The organism is Nocardia gamkensis NBRC 108242, assembly GCF_001612985.1.
Taxonomy (GTDB): domain Bacteria; phylum Actinomycetota; class Actinomycetes; order Mycobacteriales; family Mycobacteriaceae; genus Nocardia; species Nocardia gamkensis.
The window spans coordinates 29,618-50,577 of record NZ_BDBM01000046.1 but is presented as its reverse complement, the minus strand read 5'-3'; the positions used below and the strand labels follow the sequence as shown (position 1 = coordinate 50,577).

21 protein-coding genes and 1 tRNA gene are annotated in these 20,960 nt (G+C 68.1%); 14 read left to right on the top strand and 8 right to left on the bottom strand.

The window, feature by feature from the left end:
* Positions 1-120: 120 nt before the first annotated feature.
* Positions 121-1,377, bottom strand: coding sequence for a diaminobutyrate--2-oxoglutarate transaminase (gene ectB / locus NG1_RS27980; RefSeq protein ID WP_062975713.1), 1,257 nt, complete (start codon positions 1,375-1,377; stop codon positions 121-123).
* Positions 1,378-1,605: 228 nt separating this feature from the next.
* Here ectB and NG1_RS27975 point away from each other — a divergent pair, with 228 nt between their 5' ends.
* The 3 genes from NG1_RS27975 to NG1_RS27965 are packed head-to-tail and all read left to right on the top strand — an operon-like array spanning position 1,606 to position 4,191.
* Positions 1,606-2,379 (top strand): ABC transporter permease, encoded by a 774-nt coding sequence (locus NG1_RS27975; RefSeq protein WP_062975711.1) that lies wholly within the window; start codon positions 1,606-1,608, stop codon positions 2,377-2,379.
* A complete protein-coding gene (locus tag NG1_RS27970; RefSeq protein WP_062975709.1) occupies positions 2,372-3,199 on the top strand; it encodes an ABC transporter permease in 828 nt (275 codons plus the stop codon). The genes NG1_RS27975 and NG1_RS27970 overlap by 8 nt, the downstream gene beginning before the upstream one ends.
* Positions 3,196-4,191: an ABC transporter ATP-binding protein gene (locus tag NG1_RS27965; RefSeq protein ID WP_062975707.1), complete on the top strand. Its 996-nt coding sequence runs from the start codon at positions 3,196-3,198 to the stop codon at positions 4,189-4,191. The genes NG1_RS27970 and NG1_RS27965 overlap by 4 nt, the downstream gene beginning before the upstream one ends.
* Before the next feature lie 32 nt (positions 4,192-4,223).
* Here the strand turns inward: NG1_RS27965 and NG1_RS27960 are convergent, their stop codons facing one another.
* Positions 4,224-4,901, bottom strand: coding sequence for a DUF4389 domain-containing protein (locus tag NG1_RS27960; protein WP_062975705.1), 678 nt, complete (start codon positions 4,899-4,901; stop codon positions 4,224-4,226).
* A gap of 227 nt (positions 4,902-5,128) precedes the next feature.
* Here NG1_RS27960 and lpqS point away from each other — a divergent pair, with 227 nt between their 5' ends.
* From lpqS to NG1_RS27945, 3 genes are all read left to right on the top strand, one after another.
* Positions 5,129-5,545 carry a putative copper homeostasis (lipo)protein LpqS gene (gene lpqS / locus NG1_RS27955; protein ID WP_062975703.1) on the top strand — a complete coding sequence of 139 codons (417 nt, stop codon included), beginning with the start codon at positions 5,129-5,131 and terminating at the stop codon, positions 5,543-5,545.
* 239 nt (positions 5,546-5,784) lie between these two features.
* Positions 5,785-6,837 (top strand): PLP-dependent cysteine synthase family protein, encoded by a 1,053-nt coding sequence (locus tag NG1_RS27950; RefSeq protein WP_245660089.1) that lies wholly within the window; start codon positions 5,785-5,787, stop codon positions 6,835-6,837.
* The gene (locus tag NG1_RS27945; RefSeq protein ID WP_062975732.1) at positions 6,834-8,072 is read left to right on the top strand and encodes an MFS transporter; all 1,239 of its coding nucleotides are present in this window, start codon (positions 6,834-6,836) and stop codon (positions 8,070-8,072) included. The genes NG1_RS27950 and NG1_RS27945 overlap by 4 nt, the downstream gene beginning before the upstream one ends.
* A gap of 43 nt (positions 8,073-8,115) precedes the next feature.
* Here NG1_RS27945 and NG1_RS27940 read toward each other — a convergent pair whose 3' ends face one another.
* A complete protein-coding gene (locus NG1_RS27940; protein WP_210750904.1) occupies positions 8,116-8,394 on the bottom strand; it encodes a hypothetical protein in 279 nt (92 codons plus the stop codon).
* A 431-nt stretch (positions 8,395-8,825) separates the two neighbouring features.
* On the opposite strand from NG1_RS27940, the gene NG1_RS27935 reads away from it, so the two are divergent.
* Positions 8,826-9,356, top strand: a complete 531-nt coding sequence (locus tag NG1_RS27935; protein ID WP_062975701.1) for a DUF4254 domain-containing protein — start codon at positions 8,826-8,828, stop codon at positions 9,354-9,356.
* Here NG1_RS27935 and NG1_RS27930 read toward each other — a convergent pair whose 3' ends face one another.
* From NG1_RS27930 to NG1_RS27920, 3 genes are read right to left on the bottom strand one after another with little or no spacing between them, the layout of a single operon-like run.
* Positions 9,357-9,674: a hypothetical protein gene (locus tag NG1_RS27930; protein WP_062975699.1), complete on the bottom strand. Its 318-nt coding sequence runs from the start codon at positions 9,672-9,674 to the stop codon at positions 9,357-9,359.
* Entirely contained in the window at positions 9,675-10,823 is a 1,149-nt protein-coding gene (locus NG1_RS27925; protein ID WP_062975697.1) for a fatty acid desaturase family protein, read from the bottom strand. It abuts the gene before it with no gap.
* Positions 10,824-10,843: 20 nt separating this feature from the next.
* Positions 10,844-11,962: a ferredoxin reductase gene (locus tag NG1_RS27920; RefSeq protein ID WP_062975694.1), complete on the bottom strand. Its 1,119-nt coding sequence runs from the start codon at positions 11,960-11,962 to the stop codon at positions 10,844-10,846.
* Between the two features lie 170 nt (positions 11,963-12,132).
* On the opposite strand from NG1_RS27920, the gene NG1_RS27915 reads away from it, so the two are divergent.
* Positions 12,133-12,753, top strand: coding sequence for a TetR family transcriptional regulator (locus NG1_RS27915; protein ID WP_245660087.1), 621 nt, complete (start codon positions 12,133-12,135; stop codon positions 12,751-12,753).
* A 44-nt stretch (positions 12,754-12,797) separates the two neighbouring features.
* Here the strand turns inward: NG1_RS27915 and NG1_RS27910 are convergent, their stop codons facing one another.
* Positions 12,798-14,162 (bottom strand): MFS transporter, encoded by a 1,365-nt coding sequence (locus tag NG1_RS27910; protein WP_062975690.1) that lies wholly within the window; start codon positions 14,160-14,162, stop codon positions 12,798-12,800.
* A gap of 119 nt (positions 14,163-14,281) precedes the next feature.
* On the opposite strand from NG1_RS27910, the gene NG1_RS27905 reads away from it, so the two are divergent.
* The 3 genes from NG1_RS27905 (at position 14,282) to cmrA (ending at position 17,820) form a co-directional block, all read left to right on the top strand.
* Positions 14,282-14,839: a PadR family transcriptional regulator gene (locus NG1_RS27905; protein ID WP_062975688.1), complete on the top strand. Its 558-nt coding sequence runs from the start codon at positions 14,282-14,284 to the stop codon at positions 14,837-14,839.
* A 21-nt stretch (positions 14,840-14,860) separates the two neighbouring features.
* Positions 14,861-16,891: an NADPH-dependent 2,4-dienoyl-CoA reductase gene (locus NG1_RS27900; RefSeq protein ID WP_062975686.1), complete on the top strand. Its 2,031-nt coding sequence runs from the start codon at positions 14,861-14,863 to the stop codon at positions 16,889-16,891.
* A gap of 125 nt (positions 16,892-17,016) precedes the next feature.
* Positions 17,017-17,820 (top strand): mycolate reductase, encoded by an 804-nt coding sequence (gene cmrA, locus NG1_RS27895; protein ID WP_062975684.1) that lies wholly within the window; start codon positions 17,017-17,019, stop codon positions 17,818-17,820.
* A 6-nt stretch (positions 17,821-17,826) separates the two neighbouring features.
* Here the strand turns inward: cmrA and NG1_RS27890 are convergent, their stop codons facing one another.
* Positions 17,827-19,533, bottom strand: a complete 1,707-nt coding sequence (locus NG1_RS27890; RefSeq protein ID WP_062975730.1) for a helicase HerA-like domain-containing protein — start codon at positions 19,531-19,533, stop codon at positions 17,827-17,829.
* 187 nt (positions 19,534-19,720) lie between these two features.
* On the opposite strand from NG1_RS27890, the gene orn reads away from it, so the two are divergent.
* The 3 genes from orn to NG1_RS27875 all read left to right on the top strand — a co-directional run bounded on the left by orn (position 19,721) and on the right by NG1_RS27875 (position 20,949).
* Positions 19,721-20,374, top strand: coding sequence for an oligoribonuclease (gene orn / locus NG1_RS27885; RefSeq protein ID WP_062975682.1), 654 nt, complete (start codon positions 19,721-19,723; stop codon positions 20,372-20,374).
* Positions 20,375-20,429: 55 nt separating this feature from the next.
* A tRNA-His gene (locus tag NG1_RS27880) sits at positions 20,430-20,505 on the top strand.
* Positions 20,506-20,697: 192 nt separating this feature from the next.
* Positions 20,698-20,949 (top strand): hypothetical protein, encoded by a 252-nt coding sequence (locus NG1_RS27875; protein WP_062975680.1) that lies wholly within the window; start codon positions 20,698-20,700, stop codon positions 20,947-20,949.
* Positions 20,950-20,960: the final 11 nt, after the last annotated feature.

Genomic DNA, 20,960 nt, shown 5'->3' with positions numbered 1-20,960 from the left:
GACACCACCGGACTGTTGCGTCCGGATTAGTGCGACGTCGCGGCTCGTTTGCCTTCATCGCAGCGCGATTACTCGCACCTCACCGCCACATCGGCAGCGCTGTGAGACTTCCGCAACACGTCAACCGCAGACCGCCTCCATCGCTCCGGTCAACAGGCGAATGCCGTGATCGATCTCGTCGTCGGTGACCGTCAGGGGCGGCATGAGCTTGATCACCTCGTCCGCCGAGCCGGAGGTCTCCACGAGCAATCCGCGGTCGAACGCGGCCTGGCCGACCTTCTCCGCCAGCGACGCGTCTTCGAAGACAACGCCGTGCACCAGTCCGCGTCCGCGCGCCGAGACCCCCTCGAACGCCTCGGCCAGCCCATCGAGCGCCCGTGCGATTCGCTCACCCTTGGCGAGAGTCGCGAGTTCCAGCACGGAATCCGACCAATAGTGCTCGAGCGCCACACGACCGGTGACGAATGCCGCGTTGTTGCCACGGAAGGTGCCGTTGTGCTCGCCGGGCGACCACTGATCGAGTTCCGGCTTGAACAGCACCAACGCCATCGGCAGGCCGTAGCCGCCGATCGACTTCGACAACGTCACGATGTCGGGCGTGATCCCGGCGACCTCGAAGGAGAAGAACGGCCCGGTACGGCCGCAGCCCATCTGGACATCGTCGACGATCAGCAGGATGCCGCGGGCCGAACACAATTCGGCCAGCCCGCGCAGCCATTCCACGCGGGCCACGTTGATACCCCCTTCGCCCTGCACCGTCTCCACGATCACCGCGGCCGGTTTGTCCAGACCGGAGGACGGATCGTCCAGCGCCCTGCGCATCCAGAGCAGGTCGTCGGCGATGCCGAGGTATCCGTCGTAGGGCATGGGCATGGCATGCGCGAGCGGCACCCCCGCGCCGGACCGCTTGGCGGCGTTTCCGGTGACCGCGAGCGCGCCGAGCGACATGCCATGGAAGGCGTTGGTGAAGCTCAGCACGGTCTGGCGCCCGGTGACCTTGCGGGCGAGCTTCAACGCGGCCTCGACCGCGTTCGCTCCGGTCGGCCCGGGGAACTGGACTTTCCAGTCCAGGCCGCGGGGGCCGAAGACGTTGTCGCGCAGCGCTTCCAGCAGCCGCCGCTTGGCGACGGTGGACATGTCCAGGCCGTGGGTGATGCCGTCGCCCGCGATGTAGTCCAGTAGCGCCCGCTTGAGCACGGGGTTGTTGTGGCCGTAGTTGAGTGATCCCGCCCCGGCGAAGAAATCCAGGTATTCCTTGCCGGTCTCATCGCGCAGCCACGCTCCGCTGGCGGTGTCGAAGACCGCGGGCCAGCAGCGACAGTACCCGCGCACATTGGATTCGAGTGCCTCGAAAACAGTCATCTCGGTGACGGTCATCGGCGATCCTTACTCGTCGTGCGCGAGCGCTCCACAATCTGAAGTGACAGTGTTTCTAACATCCGCGACGCCTGGATGTGGCCTTTTCCCCCAAACAGCGCAGAGGCCTTTCCCGTGCCCACCTGGGCCGGTAGGGTTGACTCCTTGTGCGCGGGAGACCGGAGGGGGGCGGACAGCGTGCCGTCGGGGGAACGATTTCGCAGCGCCGTCGCCCTCTACACATCGCTCATGGGCGCCGGATTCCGCAGACAGTGGCAATACAAAGCGGCGATGTTCGCGGGACTGTTCACCAACTGTGTATTCGGGTTCGTCCGCGCGGCCGTCCTGGCCGCGGCGGTGGACGCCGGCGGTGACTTCGGCGGGTACGACCGGGGCAGCATCGGCGCCTACGTATGGCTGTCACAGGGGCTGCTCGGTGCGTTGCAATTCATGGGATCCCTAGGACCACTGGATGATCGGGTGAAGAACGGTGACATCGCCATCGATTTCCTGCGTCCTGTCGATATCCAATGCGGTTATCTCGCGGACGATCTCGGGCGAGCGGCGTGCACCTTCCTGCCTCGCGGCATACCGAGCGTGCTGGTGGGCACGTTCACCTTCGGGCTGGTGATGCCGGCCTCGGCCGGCCCCTACCTGCTCGGCGCGGTGAGTGTCCTACTGGCCGTGGTGATTTCGTTCCTGTGCCGGTTCATCGTGGTGCTGATCGGATTCTGGGTCGTGGAGACCCGCGGCATCCGGGTGCTGTACTACACCGGCGGGACCTTCCTGGCCGGGCTCTTCGTCCCGGTGCACATGTTCCCCGCGTGGCTGGGCGCGCTCGCGGCCGCCACACCTTTCCCCTCGATCCTGCAGTCTCCGATCGACGTGCTCTCCGGCCGGATCACCGGTGCGCAAGCGCTTTCCGTCCTCGGCGTTCAGGTGTTCTGGGTGCTGGTGGCCGGTGTCGCCGGGCGCGTGCTGCTGATCACCGGCCGGCGCAGGCTGGAGGTGCAGGGTGGTTGAGGTCGCTGCCGCGCGTGCCGGGTCGTGGTCGACACCCTACGTCGCGGTGTTGCGCTCCAGGATCCGCGCACAGCGCAGTTACCGATTGTCCTTCGTCAGTGAGCTGTTGAGCGCCCTGCTGGTCGGCTTGGTCGAGTTGGCCGAAGTCTGGCTGATCTTCCGCGCCGCGCGCGTGCTCGGCGGACTGGATCTGGACGGCGCACTGTTGCTGTTCGGATTGAGCAACACGAGTTTCGCGCTGTCCCAGGTGCTGTTCGGCCACCTCGACACGCTGCCGGTCCTGATCAGGATGGGCCAGCTCGACGCCTATCATCTGCGACCGCAACCGCTGCTGCTGCAACTGATCACCAGCGATGTCTCGCTGCGCAGGTTCGCGCGCGCGTCCGTCTCGATCGTCGCGCTGGCGGCGGGCTTGGTGCGCAACGACATCGCCTGCGACGCGACCACGGCCGCGCTGCTCGCCCTCACGCTCGTCGGCGGTATCGCGCTGTTCGGCGGCGTGTTCGTCTGCGCCGCGGGGTTGCAGTTCTACCTGATCGACGGCTCCGAGCTCACCAACAGCTTCACCTATGGCGGCTCGTTCGCGGCGACACAACCCGCTTCGGTGTTCCCCACCCCCATGCGATTGCTGTTCGGGTTCGCGATTCCGGTCGCGTTCACGGCCTACCTGCCCACCCTCGCGCTGCTGCGCCTGCCCGGCCCGCCGCTGCTGCCCGCCTGGCTGGCCTGGCTGACTCCGGTGGCGGCGCTGTGGGTCTGGCTGCTGGCGCTCGGTCTGTGGCGTTCGGGCACTCGGCACTATCAGGGAGGCGGAGGATGAGAACGAGCCGGCGCCCCGGCCCGGAGGCGATCATCGATATGGAGGACCTCACCAGGCAGTTCATTCTGTATCGCAAGAACGGCCGCCGCTGGCGCAGGCGCCGTGAAACGCTCACCGCCGTCGACGGGATGACCGCCCGGATCGAGCGGGGCACCGCCGTCGGCTACATCGGCGCCAACGGTGCGGGCAAGTCCACCACGATCAAGATGCTCACCGGTATCCTGGTGCCCACCTCCGGCACCGTGCGTACCTGCGGGCTGGACCCGGTGCGGCAGCGTCGCGAACTGGCCGGCCGGATCGGGGTGGTGTTCGGCCAGCGCTCCCAGCTGTGGTGGGATCTGCCGCTGCGCGAATCTTTCTCGATCCTCGCCGCGATCCACCGATTGGCGCCGGATGCCGCACGCGAGCGCGCACACGAACTGATCGAGCAACTGGAAATGGCCGACACCCTCGACACACCGGTGCGCCAGCTCTCGCTCGGCCAGCGCATGCGCGCGGAAGTCGCCGCGGCCCTGCTGCATTCGCCCGAGCTGGTGATCCTCGACGAGCCAACGATCGGCCTCGACGTGCTGTCGAAACAACGGTTGCGCGAGTTCCTGCGGGCCGAGCGCGCCGAGCGCGGCACTACCCTGCTGCTCACCACCCACGACATGGGCGACATCGAAAGGCTCTGCGAGCGTGTGCTCGTCGCCGACCACGGCCGCTTGGTGTACGACGGATCGCTCACCGGATTGGCGGCCACCGTCGGCGCGCGCCGGGTGCTGGTGGTGGACCTGGCCGAACCGGCGCCGGACTTCGACGATCTGCCCTGGGCCCAATTGCTGGGCACCGAAGCCGACGGCATGCGGCAACGGCTGGCCTTCGATCCGGAACAGATCACGGCCGCGCAGTTGCTGGCGGCGGTGTCGGAGCGCGCCGAAGTGCGGGACCTGTCGATCGAGGAGCCCGAGATCGAGGACGTGGTGCGGCGGATCTACGAATCCGCCCGCTGACAGGACGGACGGATCCGGTGGCGATGCCGGGTTCAGTCGGACTCGCGAGCGCCCTGGTCGAGCCGGAAGGGCGGGTACTCGTCCCGCATCAAACCGGCGTATGCCTGGACGCGGATGATCCAGCGATTGACGCCCATCACGAAGTCGTAGAGGCCCTGCGGGTAGCGCGCCGTGAACAGCAAGGCGACCAGCGCGACGATCAGCAGGATGCTCAGCAGCGAAATCGAGGCGCCGCCCCAGTCGTCCCCCTCTCCGCCCGCGAACGCGACGCCGCCGCTCACCACCGCGCCGACGATCAGGTAGTGCGGAATGGCCAGCAACCACCACTTCACCAGTACCAGGCCGCGGTGCAACGTCTCCGGGTAGTCGATCTCCAGGTCGGCCGGGTAGTCCGCGTTCGCCCGCAAGCTGAACGGCGGGTATTTATCGGTGCCGAGCACCGACAAGGAGTAGAAGGTCACCCGCCATCCCCAGCGCATGACGCCGACATTGAAGTCGAACAGGCCCCGCGGGTACTTACCGGTGATCAGGATCGCGAAGAAGGCGACGACCGTGAGCACCGCGTAGGCGATGTGCAGGAAGAACAGCACGATGTAGTGCGGTATCGCCAGTAGCCACTTGACCAGCCACAACCACCGCGACAGCGCGGGATCCAGATCGCCACGCACGCGAATCGGGTCGGACGGGACGGCGGGCTTCTCGAGTTCCATGAACAACGCTCCTTACGGTTGTTGTGATCCAAACCACAACCAGTAGGTGGTCCTGATTGTCCCGTATCCAGCCGTGCGGGAACGGCACCATCTGATACCGACACGCCAACGAATAGGGGCGCGGAGAGGGCGGTCCGCACACGGCTGGGCCTGAGCCGCAATCGAATCGATCGAACCGCCCCCAACACCGGCGGATCGCGCCCCGGCCGGACTTGTACCATCGGGACGTGACGTTCGGCGCGCTGCGACTACCGGTGACCCGGGTACTCGTGGCTCTCGCGTACACCGCCTGGGTGGTCGCCATCGCGGTGCCCCAGTGTCACGTCTTCACCCACGCCGCCGCGCCGCATGCGCATATCGAAGCGTCCGGCCCGGTCATGGCCTCTTCCGTCACCCAGGCGATCCTCCTCGACCGCCATCAGCACGCCAACGAGCCGGATCGGCACGTTCCCGGCGACGCAGTGCTCGCCGCCCTGCCGCGCGCCATCTCGCTGCTGGTGCTGCTGCTGGTCGCATCGGTGCCGGTGCTTCTGGCGGCGCCCGCGACCGCGCTCGGTGGCGGCGTGCGCGCGCCCCCGATCGCGGCCATCCCGGTGTGTCCGGGCAGAGACAAACTCACTCGATTCGGCATCGATCGGAACTGATCGGTCAGCGTCAGGCCGGAGCCTGCCGGGGCCCGGCCGGTGTTCGTGCGAAGTCCGCACTCACACCGTCGCTACCAGTAGCGACCGCACAGAATCGACGATTCCCCATGACTTCTGCGCTGCAGAACCCGGCCGTGCCCGATCCCGCTCCGCGCGAGCCGCGGACGCGTCCCTCGACACCGCTCGCGAGCCCGGCGAGTCTCCTGACCACCGCCCAGCGCTGTCCGCGTCCGGACACCATGGTGGGCAACACGCCGGTCCTCTGGATCACCGAACCGCTGGGCGACACCACGCCACCGGAGGGCCGCGGCTTCTGGGCCAAGCTCGAAGGCGCCAATCCCGGCGGGATGAAGGACCGGCCCGCGCTGCACATGGTCGAGCGCGCCATCGCGCGCGGCGACCTCGCACCGGGCGCGCCGATCATCGAATCGACCAGCGGCACGCTCGGTCTGGGCCTCGCGTTGGCGGGCATGGTGTACCACCACCCGGTCACACTGGTCACCGACCCCGGCCTGGAACCACTCATGCACCGCATGCTCGCGGCCTACGGTGCCCGGATAGAACTGGTCGCCGAGCCGCACCCGACCGGCGGCTGGCAGCAGGCGCGCCGCGACCGCGTCGCCGAACTGCTGGCCCGGGACCCCCGGGCGTGGTGCCCCGACCAGTATCGCAATCCCGACAATCGCGACGCCTACGAAACCCTGGCGCTCGAACTGGTGGCCCAGCTGGGCCGGATCGATGTCCTGGTCTGCTCGGTCGGCACGGGCGGCCATTCCGCCGGAATCGCGCGCACGCTGCGCCGATACTTCCCGCACCTGCGTTTGGTCGGCGTCGACGCCGTGGCGTCCACGATCTTCGGCCAGCCCGCGGGGCGGCGGCTGATGCGCGGGCTGGGGTCGAGTATTCATCCGGGCAACGTCGACTATCCGGCGTTCGACGAGGTTCACTGGGTCGCGCCCGCGGAAGCGGTGTGGGCCTGCCGCAGGCTCGCCGCGACACACCACGCCAGCGGCGGCTGGAGCGTCGGCGCCGTTACCTTGGTCGCCGGTTGGCTGGCCCGCACCAGCGATCCGGCCACACGGATCGCCGCGATCTTCCCCGACGGCCCGCTGCGCTATTTCGACACCGTCTACAACGACGAGTACTGCCGTGCGCACGGCTTGCTCGGCGTCACGCCGCCCGCCGCACCCCTGCGCATCACGCACCCGGCCGACGCCGTCGTCGACTCGTGGACGCGCTGCACGACGGTCGTCGATCCCCGCGGTGGCGCCGACGCGGAGCGGACGCGATGACCGAGCTGATCGCCACCTTCCGCGGCTTCAACCGCCCCAGCCGCATGCTGATGGTCAATCAGTTCGCCATCAACACCGGGTTCTACATGCTGATGCCCTACCTGGCGGGTTACCTGGCAGGCCCGCTCGGGCTGGCCGCGTGGGCGGTCGGGCTGGTCCTCGGCATCCGGAACTTCGCCCAGCAGGGCATGTTCCTGCTCGGCGGCACCCTGGCCGATCGACTCGGCTACAAACCGCTGATCGTGACCGGATGTCTGCTGCGCACAGGCGGTTTCGCGCTGCTGGCGGTCGCGGATACGCTCCCGGCGCTGCTGGTCGCGTCGGCCGCGACCGGTTTCGCGGGCGCGCTGTTCAATCCCGCGGTCCGCGCGTATCTGGCGGTGGACTCGGGGTCGCGCCGGGTGGAGGCGTTCGCCGTGTTCAACGTCTTCTATCAGGCGGGCATATTGCTCGGCCCGATCGTCGGGCTCGCGCTGTTGGCCGTCGACTTCCGCGCGACCGCCACGGGCGCCGCGGTGGTGTTCGGCGCGCTGACGCTGGCCCAGTTACGCGCGCTCCCGCAGCACACGGCCGCACCGAAAACCACCTCTGTGCTGGATGATTGGCGCGTCGTACTGGCCAACCGCCCGTTCCTGCTGTTCGCCTCGGCGATGATCAGTTCCTCGGTGCTGGCCTTCCAGGTCTACCTGGCGTTGCCCGTGCACGCGGCACGGATCGCGGGCGACTCGGCGACCGCGCTGATGACCGCGGTGTTCGTGCTGTCCGGGTTGATCGCTATCGCCGGGCAGCTGCGCATCACCCGCTGGTTCGGGCAGCGCTGGGGCCGCGCGCACAGCCTGGCACTGGGTATGGCGATTCTCGCGTTCGCGTTCATACCGCTGGTGGCGATCCCGGGCACCGGCTCGGGTGTGTGGCCTGCGATCGGCGCGCTGCTGCTGACCGCCGTCGTCCTGGGAATCGGTGCGGCAGCGGTCTTTCCGTTCGAGATGGACACGGTGGTCGCACTGTCGGGCAACCGCCTGGTGGCGACGCACTACGGCCTCTACAACACGATCGTCGGCGTCGGCATCCTGCTCGGGAATCTGGGCATCGGAACGCTGCTGGATGCCACGCGCGAGGCCGGTCTGAGCGCACTGGCGTGGGCGGCGCTGGTCGCCGTCGGCACGGTCGCGGCGGCGGCGTTGTTCGCGCTCGCCCGTTCCGGACGGCTCGACGCACCGATCCCGGTGGGCTGATCGAGCGGGCCGTCCCGGGTGCGTACCGGCCGGGACGGCCTGGTCAGGCAGGTCCGTTCGACTGCGCCGAATACAAGCTGACCTCGCCGTCCTCGCTGAGGAAGGCGTTGACCAACATGGTGCGGTTGGCGCGCAGTTCCTCGTGATCCGGGGCGCTGGTGGTGATCGAGATCTGCGGGATGACCGCCCAGTTGACCACGTAGCGCTCCGGCGGGCCGTCGTCATCGGACAGCCGGGCCAGACGGAAGACCGAGACGGTCTTGCGGACGATCAGATTGCGCACGACCTCGGCGATTCGCTCAGGGTCTTCCAGTGCGAACATGAAGCCGAATGTCAACTCGGGCGATGACACGTAGGCGGGCACGAAGACCGAGGTTAGCCGATCGGACGCGGATGCGCAGCGCTCGGGTCGAATCGGGTTGCTGCGCATGCGCTCGAACAATTCGAGAGCGCACAACCCCTGCGCAGAGCCGGTTGACCGATCCGTAACGGAACATAACGATTTCCCGGCAGCTCTCGGATTCGTACACCAGAGTATTGCGTGGCTTCGGCTATCGCGCTTTCCTGAAAGTGTCCCGATTACTCGGACGTCTTCTCTCGCATCGTCGCGGATTTCCCGGTTTCTCTGCCGTGCTGGTGGACCGTGGGACGACATCCGGATGCGGGACTGCGCCGGAGCCGAGGGGCGCCCCTCCCCGAAATCCCCCTCGGCCCTGGCGCATCCAAGATTCGCCGCGTCGCCGGAGGTATGCCATGCCCACCGAATACGCTCAGCGCGGCCTCGGAGCCGAGGAGCTGCCACCGGCCGCCGCACTGCTTCGCGCGATCCGCGAAGCCGGCGAGAACCAGCACAGGCACAGCGTGCTGCACGCCGCGCGCATGCTCGTCGACTGCCACGAACGACGGCAGCCGGCGCTCGAGCGAGCACACGCGCCGGGGGCCTCCAGCGCGCACGTCGCGGCATGCAGCAGACAGCTGGAGGACATCGACGGCTGCCGCGCCGAATGGATCGGACGAATCGACGCCTGGGTCGCCGCCAACGTGCAGCACCGGGAGGGCGCCTCCCTGCATACCGAGACACTCGGGGCGGTGATCGATCGAATCGCGGCGAAATGGGTTGCGGCTCGTCACACTTTGGGCGACGAGATCACGACCGGGCCGCATCCGGCGCAGGTGGACGGGGAAGCCCACCTGCGGTGGACGAGGCTGGCCGAACTGATCGACGGCTACCAGGATCTGATCACCGACGTCACCCAGCACCGGCGCCGGCTGCCGGTGTGGTGATCAGCGCGGCTCGTCGACTCCGGGTTCGACGACTTCGGCGTCGAGGAACTCTTCCGTCCGGCTGACCGGCGGCTCCTCGACCGGGACATCGGCCTCGTCGCCGAGATCGGTATCGAGGTCGCGCTGCGCGGCGGCGTCCCGGCGAGCCGCGGCCGCCGCCTCCCGCATCTCGATCGTGTCGGTGATCCACTCACCGATCTCCCGGGTGACCTCGGCGACGGTGCCCGTGATGATGCCGGCGATATTGCCGACATGCTTGGCGCCGGAGGAGGTCAATTCCTGAATGAGATCTTTGTTGCTTTCGAATTTCCCGATCATTCACACGCCCGCTTCGCTCGCCTGCCGCTGTCGCATCACGATAACACCGGGAGACGGCTCGCTCTCGACCCAGCGCGGCGGCAGTGCGAGCTTGAAAATCTTCTTCCACACCGAGCCGATCTGCTTACCGAGCGGGCCGGTGTTGTAGGGCAAACCGTACTTCTCGCACAATGCGCGCACAATCGGCGCCATCTCCGGATAACGGCTCGCGGGCAGGTCCGGGAACAGGTGGTGTTCGATCTGGTGCGACAAATTGCCGGACATGAGGTGGAACAGTTTGCTGCCGCTGATGTTGGCCGAGCCGAGCATCTGCCGGATGTACCACTCGCCGCGGGTCTCGTCCGCGGTCTCCTCCTCGGTGAACGTCTGTACGCCGGTCGGGAAGTGACCACAGAAGATGATGGCGAAGGCCCACACGTTGCGCACCAGATTGGCGGTGACGTTACCGGCCAGCGTGTGGAAGAACAGCGGCCCGGTCAGGGCGGGGAACACCAGGTAGTCCTTGAGCACCTGCTTGCCCGCCTTGCGCCACTGGCCGAGGAGCAGCTTCTTGACCTCCGGCCACTTCTTCTTGCCCGCCAGGATGTTCTCGACCTCGAGGTCGTGGCCCATCACACCCCACTCGAACAGCATCATGAGCACGAAGGCGTACAGCGGCTGCCCGAGCCGCAGCGCGTTCCACTCCTGGGCCTCGTCCATGCGCAGGATGGAGTAGCCGATGTCGCGGTCCTTGTTGTGGATGTTGGTGTAGGTGTGGTGCAGGTAGTTGTGCGAGTGCTTCCACTGGTCGGCCGGGCAGACCGTGTCCCACTCGAACACACGGGAATTCAGGCCGGGCTCGCGCATCCAGTCGTACTGGCCGTGCATCACGTTGTGGCCGATCTCCATGTTGTCCAGGATCTTCGACACACTCAGCGCGGCCACCGCGGCCAGCCAGACCGGCGGAAGGAAGCCGAGATACATCAGGCCGCGCCCGGCGATCTCGAAGCCGCGCTGGGCCTTGATGATCGAGTACAGGTATTCCCGGTCGCGCTCGCCGAGGTCGGCGACGATCGCGGCGCGCAACTCGTCGAGTTCGCGGCCGAGTTCCTCGATCTGATCCGGGCTCAGGACCAACGGTCCGTTGTCGGTTTCGGTCAGGATGGTCATGATCGGTTCCCCTTCTTCGATTAGATGTCGACCTCGACGTCGCCGACCGGCGCGCTGATGCACAGCTGGATCGGCTGGTCGGGGTCACTGTCGGTCTCGCCGGTGCGCAGATTGCGCGTGCAGCCGGAGCGGCGCACCGCGGTGCAGGAGAAACAGATCCCCATGCGGCAGCCGTACTCCGGGCTGAGCCCGGCGGATTCGGCCTGTTCGAGCAGCGGGGCGCCGTTGTTCTGCGCGCTCACGCCACTGGCCGAGAAGCTCACGGTGCCCTGCGCGTCCGCAGCGTCGGCCGGGGCGAACGAGAGGGTGAACTCCTCGGTGTGCAGCCGGTCTTCCAGCTGCTCGGCCTGATAGATCGTGCGCACCGCGTCCATCAGCGACTGCGGGCCGCAGACATAGGTCTGCGCGTCGGCGAACCACGGCGCTACGCGCTCGAGTTCGTCGTAGCCGAAGTATCCGCTGTTCTTCGGTTGGTTCACATCCACCCACGGTGCGTCGGGGTCGACCAGCGCCAGGTCCGGTGTGCGATGCGGATACCGCAGCTCGATGCGGAAGTTCGGGTGCCGCTGCGCGATCGCGTCCAGTTCGGCTCGGTGCGGCAGCACCGCGGGTGACTTCGCGTAGTGCAGGAACACCACCTCGCCCCGATGGTCCTCCGCGGCGAGCGTGCGCAGCATGGACAGCACCGGCGTGATGCCGCTGCCGCCGCTGATCAGCAATACGCGCTGCGGTCGCGGTTCGGGCAGCCGGAACACGCCGTCGGCGGGGGTCAGGTCCACCACCATGCCGGGGGTGGCGTGGCGGTAGAGGTACTGCGACACCAAGCCGTCCGGATGCGCCTTGACGGTCAGCTGGATGGTGCGATCCCGACCGCCTTCCGGGTTCACCGGCGAATAGCACCGCGTGTGCCGCACACCGTCGATGACCACGCCGATCTGGACGTACTGTCCGGCGACATGGCCCTTCCACTGCCGGGTCGGGCGCAGCGTGAGCGTGACCGAACCCGGCGCCGAGCGGCGCACGTGAGTGATTTCGGCCCGCATGTCCCGCACCGTGAGGGTGGGGCGGACCAGTTCCAGATACCGATCCAGCGGGTGTGGCGAGGTCAGGGTCTGCACCAGGTTGATGAGATCCACCATTAGTTACTCCGTGCCTTGTCGGGCTGACGACGTGCGACCGATTTTCAGTGCACGTCTGTACACTAAACTAGTGTGACGGATGATGGGGGCTAGGTGTCAACCGGCGAAACATGTGACTCGAACTACATTTAGGGATAGGTCGAATGGTGAACGGATGTATGCTCACCGGGATGAATGAGCAGGCTGCTACCCGAGGCGAACGCAAGGAGCGGACCAGGCAGGCACTCCTGGACGGCACCCTCGCGCTGGCTGCCGAGCGCGGATTCGCCGCACTCAGCCTGCGGGAGATCGCCCGCTCGGCGGGCATCGTGCCCACGGCGTTCTACCGGCACTTCGCGTCGCTGGAGGACCTCGGCGCCACCCTGGTCGACGACGGCGTCACCGCGCTGCGGCTGGCGCTGCGTGAAGTCCGCCGCAACGCGGATGCGAGCCTGTCGGACACGGTGCGTTTCGTGTTCACGCAGGTTGGGCCGAAACGTGAGCTGTTCGGTTTCCTGACCAGGGAGCGCCGCGGCGGGTCCGCGGCGCTGCGCACGGCCATCGCCCGGGAGATCCAGCTGATCGTGCGCGAACTGGTCGCCGACCTCTCCCGGATCCGCGCCCTCGACTCCTGGACGCCACGCGACCTGGAAATCGCCGCCGACCTCATGGTCACCACGGTGACCGACGGGATCGCCGCCTACGTGTCGGCCGCACCGCGCGACGAGCAGACCATCATCGACCGCACCGTCCAGCAGATGCGGTTGATCGCGCTCGGCATGGGCGGTTGGCGTCCTCCGAAGCGGCGCTGATCCGGCGACGGACAGCCGTCGCGCTTCTCACTCGCCCGCCACGCTCACTCGGCGAGCCGCGGCTCCTCGGCGTCGTCGCGCGGCGCTACGACCGGATCCGGCGGCCGCACCGGCAGCAGCACCGCGAGCCCTGCCGCCAGCACGACCAGCAGGCCCGCGATGCCCGCGCGGTCGGCGTCGAACAGCCAGACGAACAAGCCGAACAGGCTCGGCGCGAGGAAGGACACCGCGCGCCCGGTGGTCGTGTACAAGCCGAAGAGCTGGCCTTCGCGGCCGGGCGGTGCGAGGCGGGTCAGGAACGAGCGCGCCGCGGCCTGCGCTGGTCCTACGAAAACGGTCAGCAGCAAGCCGAAGATCCAGAACATCAGCGGCCCGGACACCACGGCCAGGGCCAGCCCGCACACCAGCATGGCGGCCAGGGACACCACGATGACGATCTTCGGCCCGACCCGGTCGTCGAACCGGCCCGCGACGATCGCGCCCAGCGCCGCAACGACATTGGCGGCTATGCCGAACAGCAGCACATCCGAGTCGGCGATGCCGTAGACCCGCACGGCGAGCACCGCCCCGAAGGTGAACACTCCGGCGAGACCGTCCCGGAACACGGCGCTGGCCACCAGGAAGCCGACCGTGCGCCGGTCGGTGCGCCACAGCTCGCGCAGGTCGCGCCACAGCACCCGGTACGAGCCGAGGAATCCGGCGCTCGCCGCACCGGGATCGGCGTCGGTGCGCGGCAGTTCGGGGACCGCGAACAGAACCGGCAGCGCGAAGGCGGCGAACCAGACGGCGGCCAGCACGGCGACCAGGCGGATGTTGAGTCCGTCGTCGGTGGGCATACCGAGCAGCCCGCGGTTGTCGCCCTCGCCGGAGATGAAGCCGAAGTAGCAGATGAGCAGCAGGAAGATGCCGCCGAAATAGCCCATCGCCCAGCCGAATCCGGAGACCCGGCCGACCGTCGCGGGCGTGGACACCTGTCGCAGCATCGCGTTGTACGGCACGTTCGCCAATTCGAAACAGGCCGACGCGAATGCCAGTAAGGCCAGACCGAGCCACAAGTCGCGATAGTCGTCGTGCACGAAGAACATCAGCGTCATCGCCGCGATGGTCAGCGCGGTCAGCGCACCGAGGGAGCGTTTGCGTTTCGCGGACGCGTCGAAGCGCTGTCCGCTGACCGGCGCGGTCAACGCCACGACCAGGCCCGCGCTGCCCAGCGCCCACCCCAGCCACGCGCTGGCGGAGACACCGCCGGGTAGGTCGTCGCCGACCTTGTCGGTGAGATAGACGGAGAACACGAAGGTGAGGATCACGGCGTTGAATGCCGAAGACCCCCAGTCCCACAGCCCCCACGCCACCACCTGCCCGCGCCCGGCGGCCTGCCCGACTGTCGCCCGGGCGTTCACCTCGGTCATGCGCGCAGCTTAATGCGCGCGGCCCTTCGAGTCCGGTGGAAGCGAGTTCCGGCCCGGGACCCCGAAGTCCGCTATGCACTTAGTTGCATAGTACCGAATGTCACGGCTATTCTCACCGCATGGCACTGGAGCACGCGTTGCTGGTATCGCTGACCGAGCGCGCCGGCTCGGGATACGAGTTGGCGCGGCGCTTCGACAAGTCCATCGGATACTTCTGGAGCGCGACCCACCAGCAGATCTATCGCGTCCTCAAACGCATGGAGGAGTCCGGCTGGATCGACGGCGAGTCGGTGGTCCAGGAGGGCAGGCCGGACAAGAAGGTGTACTCGGTGAGCGAGGCCGGCCGCGCCGAACTCGCGCGCTGGATCGCCGAACCGAGCGACTCCGGTACCCCGCGCAACGAACTCGCGGTGAAGATCCGCGCCGCCGCCCACGGTGACATCACCGCGTTGCGGGCCGAAGTGGCCCGCCATCGCGACCAGCACGCCCAGCGACTCGAGCTGTACCGGCAGATCGAGAAACGTGACTTCCCCGCCCCCGACCGGCTCGGCGGGACGGCCCTGCACCAGTACCTCGTCCTGCGCGCGGGCATCCGCGTGGAGTCGGGGTTCGTCGAATGGTGCGACGAAGTACTGCACGCACTGCACCCGCGCGCGACAGCCCCGCACGCGGATTGACGGAGAAAGGCGACCGCACCGATGAGTTCCTTCCCCCATTTGTTCGAGCCGCTCGATCTCGGCTTCACCACCTTGCGCAACCGAGTGGTGATGGGGTCGATGCACACCGGGCTGGAGGATCGCGCCTGGGACACCCACAGGCTGGCCGCCTACTTCGCCGAGCGCGCACGCGGCGGCGCGGGCCTGATCATCACCGGCGGCTACGCGCCCAACCGCGCGGGCTGGCTGCTGCCCTTCGGCGCCAAGCTGACCAACAAGACCGAGGCATACCGGCATCGGACGATCACCGAAGCGGTGCACGCCGAAGGCGGCAAGATCGCCATTCAGATCCTGCACGCGGGTCGCTACTCCTACATGCCGGGCAGTGTGTCGGCATCGTCGATCAAGGCGCCGATCAATCCCTTCCGCCCGCGCGCGCTCTCGGCCAAGGGCATCGAGCGGACCATCGACGACTACGCCCGCTGCGCGAAGCTGGCCCAGTTCGCCGGCTACGACGGCTGCGAGATCATGGGTGGTGAAGGCTATTTCATCAACCAGTTCCTCGCACCGCGCACCAACAAGCGCACCGACGCGTGGGGCGGCTCACCGGAGAACCGGCGGCGGATCGCGGTGGAGATCGTGCGCCGCACCCGCGCCGCGGTCGATCCGGACTTCATCATCGTGTTCCGGTTGTCCATGGCCGAGCTGGTGGAGAAGGGGCAGACCTTCGACGAGATCGTCGCGCTGGCCCAGGAACTCGAAGCCGCCGGGGCGAACATCCTCAACACCGACATCGGCTGGCACGAGGCGCGGGTGCCCACCATCGTGACCTCGGTGCCGCGCGCCGCCTTCGTGGAGTTCACCGCGAAGATCACCGCGCGGGTGGGCATCCCGGTGTGCGCGTCCAATCGGATCAACATGCCCGAAGTGGCCGAGGAGATCCTGACCAGGGGTGACGCGCAGCTCGTTTCGCTGGCCCGCCCGTTCCTCACCGATCCGGAGTGGGCGAACAAGGCCGCGCAGGATCGCGTCGACGAGATCAACACCTGCATCGCGTGCAACCAGGCCTGCCTGGACCACGCCTTCCAGCGCAAGACCGTGTCGTGTCTGCTCAACCCGCGCGCCGGCCATGAGACCGAACTGAAGCTGCTGCCGACCCGCCGCGGCAAGCGCGTCGCCGTGGTCGGCGCGGGCCCGGCCGGGCTTTCGGCGGCGGTGAACCTCGCCGAACGCGGCCATCACGTCGAGTTGTTCGAAGCCGACGACAAGATCGGCGGTCAGTTCGACATCGCCCGCCGCATCCCCGGCAAAGAGGAATTCAGCGAGTCGATCCGCTACTACCACCGGATGCTCGAAATCACCGGCGTCACCGTGCACCTGAACAAGCGGGTGGGCGCCGACGAACTCATCGCCGGAGGCTACGACGAGGTCGTACTCGCCACCGGTGTGCGGCCGCGGATCCCCGACATCCCCGGAATCGACCACCCCATGGTGCTGTCCTACGCCGAACTGGTCCGGGAGGAGAAGCCGGTCGGCAAGCGCGTCGCCGTGATCGGCGCGGGCGGCATCGGCTACGACGTCGGCGAATTCCTCACCGTCGAGGGTCATCCCACCCTCAAGCTGGACGAATGGAAGGAAGAGTGGGGCGTCAGCTCCGACGACGAGCAGGTCCGCGGACAGCTCACCGCGCCGCGGCCGGCTCCTGCGGCACGCGAAGTTGTTCTGCTGCAACGGAAGACGTCCGCGTTCGGCAAAGACCTCGGCAAGACCACCGGATGGGTGCACCGCGCCGCGCTGAAGGCCAAGGGCGTCTATCAGATCGGCGGCGTCAACTACGAACGCATCGACGACAACGGCCTGCACATCAGCTTCGGGGAGAAACGGCAACGGCCGCAACTGATCCCGGTTGACAACGTCGTCGTCTGCGCGGGCCAGGAGTCCGTGCGTGATCTGGAGGCCCCGCTGCGCGCCGCAGGCGTCAGCCTGCATCTCATCGGCGGCGCGGAGCTCGCCGCCGAACTGGACGCCAAACGAGCCATCGACCAGGGCACCCGGCTGGCCGCACGGCTCTGACCGGGCGCGGCGGCCGGGCCGGATGCCCGGTCGCCGTTGCCGCGGCGTGGAATACCGCCTCGCCCGGGATCGCGCGACAGCCTCCGTCGGCGTCCCCTCGGGCGGCATCGCCTAGGCTGCACGGGGTGAGCCTGCCCTCCCCCACCTCCGAGAACCGCGCGGTCGTCACCGGCGCCTCCTCCGGCATCGGCACCGCGCTCGCCGCCGACCTCGCCGCCCGCGGCTACTCGCTGATCCTGGTCGCCCGCCGTGAGGAGCTGCTCACCGAGCTCGGGCAGCGGCTGACCCTGGCCCACGGCATCACCGCCGAGGTGCGCGCCGTCGACCTGGCCGACCGCGACCAGCGCGGCGTGCTGGTGGAGGAACTGGCCGCCCGCGACATCGCCATCCTGTGCAACAACGCGGGCATCGCGACCTTCGGCGCGGTCGCCGAACTCGACCCGGCCTACGAGCGCGCGCAGATGGAGCTCAACGCCGTCGCCGTGCACGATCTCACCCTGGCCGTGCTGCCCGGCATGCTGGCCCGGGGCGGTGGCGGCATCCTGATCAGCGGCTCGGCCGCGGGCAACATGCCGATCCCGAACAACACCACCTACGCCGCGAGCAAGGCGTTCGCCAACACCTTCTCCGAATCGCTGCGCGGTGAGCTGAAGGGCTCCGGCGTGCACGTCACGCTGCTGGCACCCGGCCCGGTGCGCACCGAACTCCCGGACCCCGCCGACGCCTCCATCGTCGACCGGATGGTGCCCGACTTCATGTGGGTCTCCTCTGAGTACACCGCGAAGGTGTCCATCGACGCGCTCGCCCGCAACAAGATGCGCGTGGTCCCCGGCCTGATCAGCAAGGGCATGAGCGTGGCGGGCCAGTACGGCCCGCGCGCGGTCACCGCTCCCATCGCGGGCGCGTTCTACAAGAAGCTCGGCGGCTGACCTCGCTCAGCGACGCCTGGTGCCGAACAGGCTGCGGGTGATCTGGCGGCCTGCCGCGCTCGCGGCCGAACGCAGGAAGCTGCGCACCGCGGGGTTTTTCATGATCCGCTCGGCGGCGGACTCCTCTTCCTCGCGGGTCGCGGCACGGCCGGGCACGGGAGCGGGTTCCGCCTCCGGCGCCGCCGCGGCCATCTTCGCTGCGAGCAGTTCGTAGGCCGACTCCCGGTCGATGGTCTGGGCGTACTTCGAGGCCAGCGGGCTGGACAGCGCCCGCGATTTGATCGCGTCCGCACCGATGGTGTCCATCAGCGACCGGGGCGGCCGCAGCCTGGTCCAGGCCACCGGCGTCGGCGCGCCCTGCTCGGAGAGCACGGTCACGATCGCCTCGCCGGTGCCGAGGGAGGTCAGCGCCTGCTCCAAGTCGTAGACGCCGGTTCTGGGGTAGGTGCGGACGGTCTTCGCCAAGGCCTTCTGGTCGTCCGGGGTGAATGCGCGCAGGGCGTGCTGGATGCGCGCGCCGAGCTGGGAGAGCACCTGGTTCGGGATGTCGGTGGGCAGCTGGGTGCAGAAGAACACGCCGACCCCCTTGGACCGGATCAGCTTGACGGTCTGCTCCACCTGCTCCAGGAACGCCTTCGAGGCGTCGGAGAACAGCAGATGCGCCTCGTCGAAGATGAAGACCAGTGCGGGCTTGTCCACGTCGCCGACCTCGGGCAGCGTCTGGAACAGGTCGGCGAGCACCCACATCAGGAAGGTGGAGAACATCACCGGCCGCGCCGCCTGTGCGCCGAACTCGAAGAGCGTGATCACCCCTTTTCCGTCCACGACCCGCACCAGGTCGGCCGGGTCGAGTTCGGGTTCGCCGAAGAACGTGTCGCCGCCGTCGGCCTCCAGATTCACCAGTGCGCGCAGGATCACCCCCGCGGTGGCCGCGGAGACACCCCCGATACCCTTCAGATCCTCCTTGCCCTCGGGGCTGGTCAAATGCGTGATCACGGCGCGCAGGTCCTTCAGATCCAGCAGTGCGAGGCCGTTGCGGTCCGCCCAGTGGAAGATCAAGCCGAGGGTGGACTCCTGCGTATCGTTCAGCTCGAGCACCTTGCTCAGCAGCACCGGGCCGAAGGAGCTGATCGTCGCGCGGATCGGCAGCCCGGCTCCGGTGGTGCCCAGTGAGACGAACTCGGTCGGGAAGCCGGTCGGCGCCCAGTCCGCGGCGGCGGTCTCCGCGATGCGTGCGGCGAGCCTGTCGCTCGATCGCCCCGGCTCGGCCAGACCCGACAAGTCGCCTTTGATGTCGGCCAGCACCACCGGAACACCGGCACTCGACAGTTGCTCCGCGATGCCCTGCAAGGTTTTCGTCTTCCCGGTACCGGTGGCCCCGGCGACCAACCCGTGCCGGTTCACCATCGGCATCGGAATACGGACGCGGGCGGCGGGATCAACCGTTCCGTCGACCACGACGGTGCCCAGTTCCAGCGCGAGTCCTTCGAAGGCGTAACCCGCGGCGATCTCTTGCGCGGCGGAGGCGTCTCTCCGCTCGCCGGACGGCTCGTCTCGCGCCACGGACGAACCCGCTCCCGCCTCGGCGGCGACCGCCTGTTCGGCCAGCTCGCGTTCGGCGGCCTCCGCGGCAGCGGCCGCCTCGGCCGCGACCCGCGCCGCCTCGTCGGCCGCCTTGCGCGCCGCGGCCGCCTTCTCCTGAGGGGTGGTCATCGCACGTCCTCCGTCCTGGCTCGACTCGAACTGCTTCACGCAGTGTTTGCTGTCGCACCGAAAACGCCGGGTGCCGATCTGGAAGAAACTGTATCCCCGCCGGTCAGGTTCATGGCTGGATCTGCGGCTGTACGGTTGCCGTGCCGTACCGCCTGCTCGGGACCTCGGCCCGGCTAATGTTGCACGGGTGTCCGACAAATACATGGTGTGGATGGATTGCGAGATGACCGGCCTGCGCTTGGACAGCGACAAGCTGATCGAGGTGGCCGCGCTCGTGACCGACAGCGATCTCAACATCCTCGGCGAGGGCGTGGACATCGTCATCCACGCCGACGACGACGCGCTGGCCGCGATGCCCGCGGTGGTCGCCGACATGCACGCGCGCTCCGGCCTGACCGAAGAGGTCCGCCGCTCCACCGTCACCCTGGAAGAGGCCGAGCAGCGGGTGCTCGACTACATCCGCCAGTACATCCCCACCCCGCGCACCGTGCCGCTGGCCGGTAACTCGATCGCCACCGACCGCGGTTTCATCGCCAGGGACATGCCCCTGCTCGACGCCCACCTGCACTACCGGATGGTGGATGTGAGTTCGATCAAGGAGCTGTGCCGTCGCTGGTATCCGCGCATCTACTTCGGCCAGCCGGAGAAGGGCCTGAGCCACCGCGCGCTGGCCGACATCCAGGAGTCGATCCGGGAACTGGAGTACTACCGGCGGACCGCGTTCGTCGCGCCGCCCGGCCCTTCCACCACCGAAATCGCCGCCATCGCCGCCGAAGTCTCCGAACTCGCTCCGGAGCGGACCGAATCAGCCCAGGTCAACGGCTCGCCTGACGCCGATTAGGGAGTGGGCGGGTTGACACGCTAATATCTAGCCCGCCGGTTGTTGACCGGCGATGGTGAGCGTAGTTCAGTTGGTAGAGCACCAGGTTGTGATCCTGGCTGTCGCGGGTTCGAGTCCCGTCGCTCACCCCAGGAGCCCGGACGGCCCCGAGAAATCGGAGCCGTCCGGGTTTTTCTTTGCGTCCCATGCCCTTCCCCGGCGCACGCCCGCCGCAATGTGAAACGAATATCGTCCAGAATCCGGCACGTCTCCGTAGACTGCGATCCATGTGGGAGGGTGTCGCTGGGGCGCCTCCCAGTTCGACCAGAAAGACACACCTCGTGATGCGTTCTGCGGTTATCGCAGCCTTCGTCGGCGCCACCCTCCTCACCGGATCCAGCGGAACCGCGGCCGCGGGCATCGGGCTTCCGCCACTGCCCGACTCCGGCTCGGCGTCGAGCGGATCGGCGGGCGGCCTGGCCACCACCGGCTCCGCGGGCAGCGGTTCGGCGGGCAGCAAACTGCTGTGCGCAGCGACCGGCAGCGCGATCGCGATCCTGGGCGACGCCCAGTTGGGCTGCAACATGCTGCCGTGAACACAGCCCCG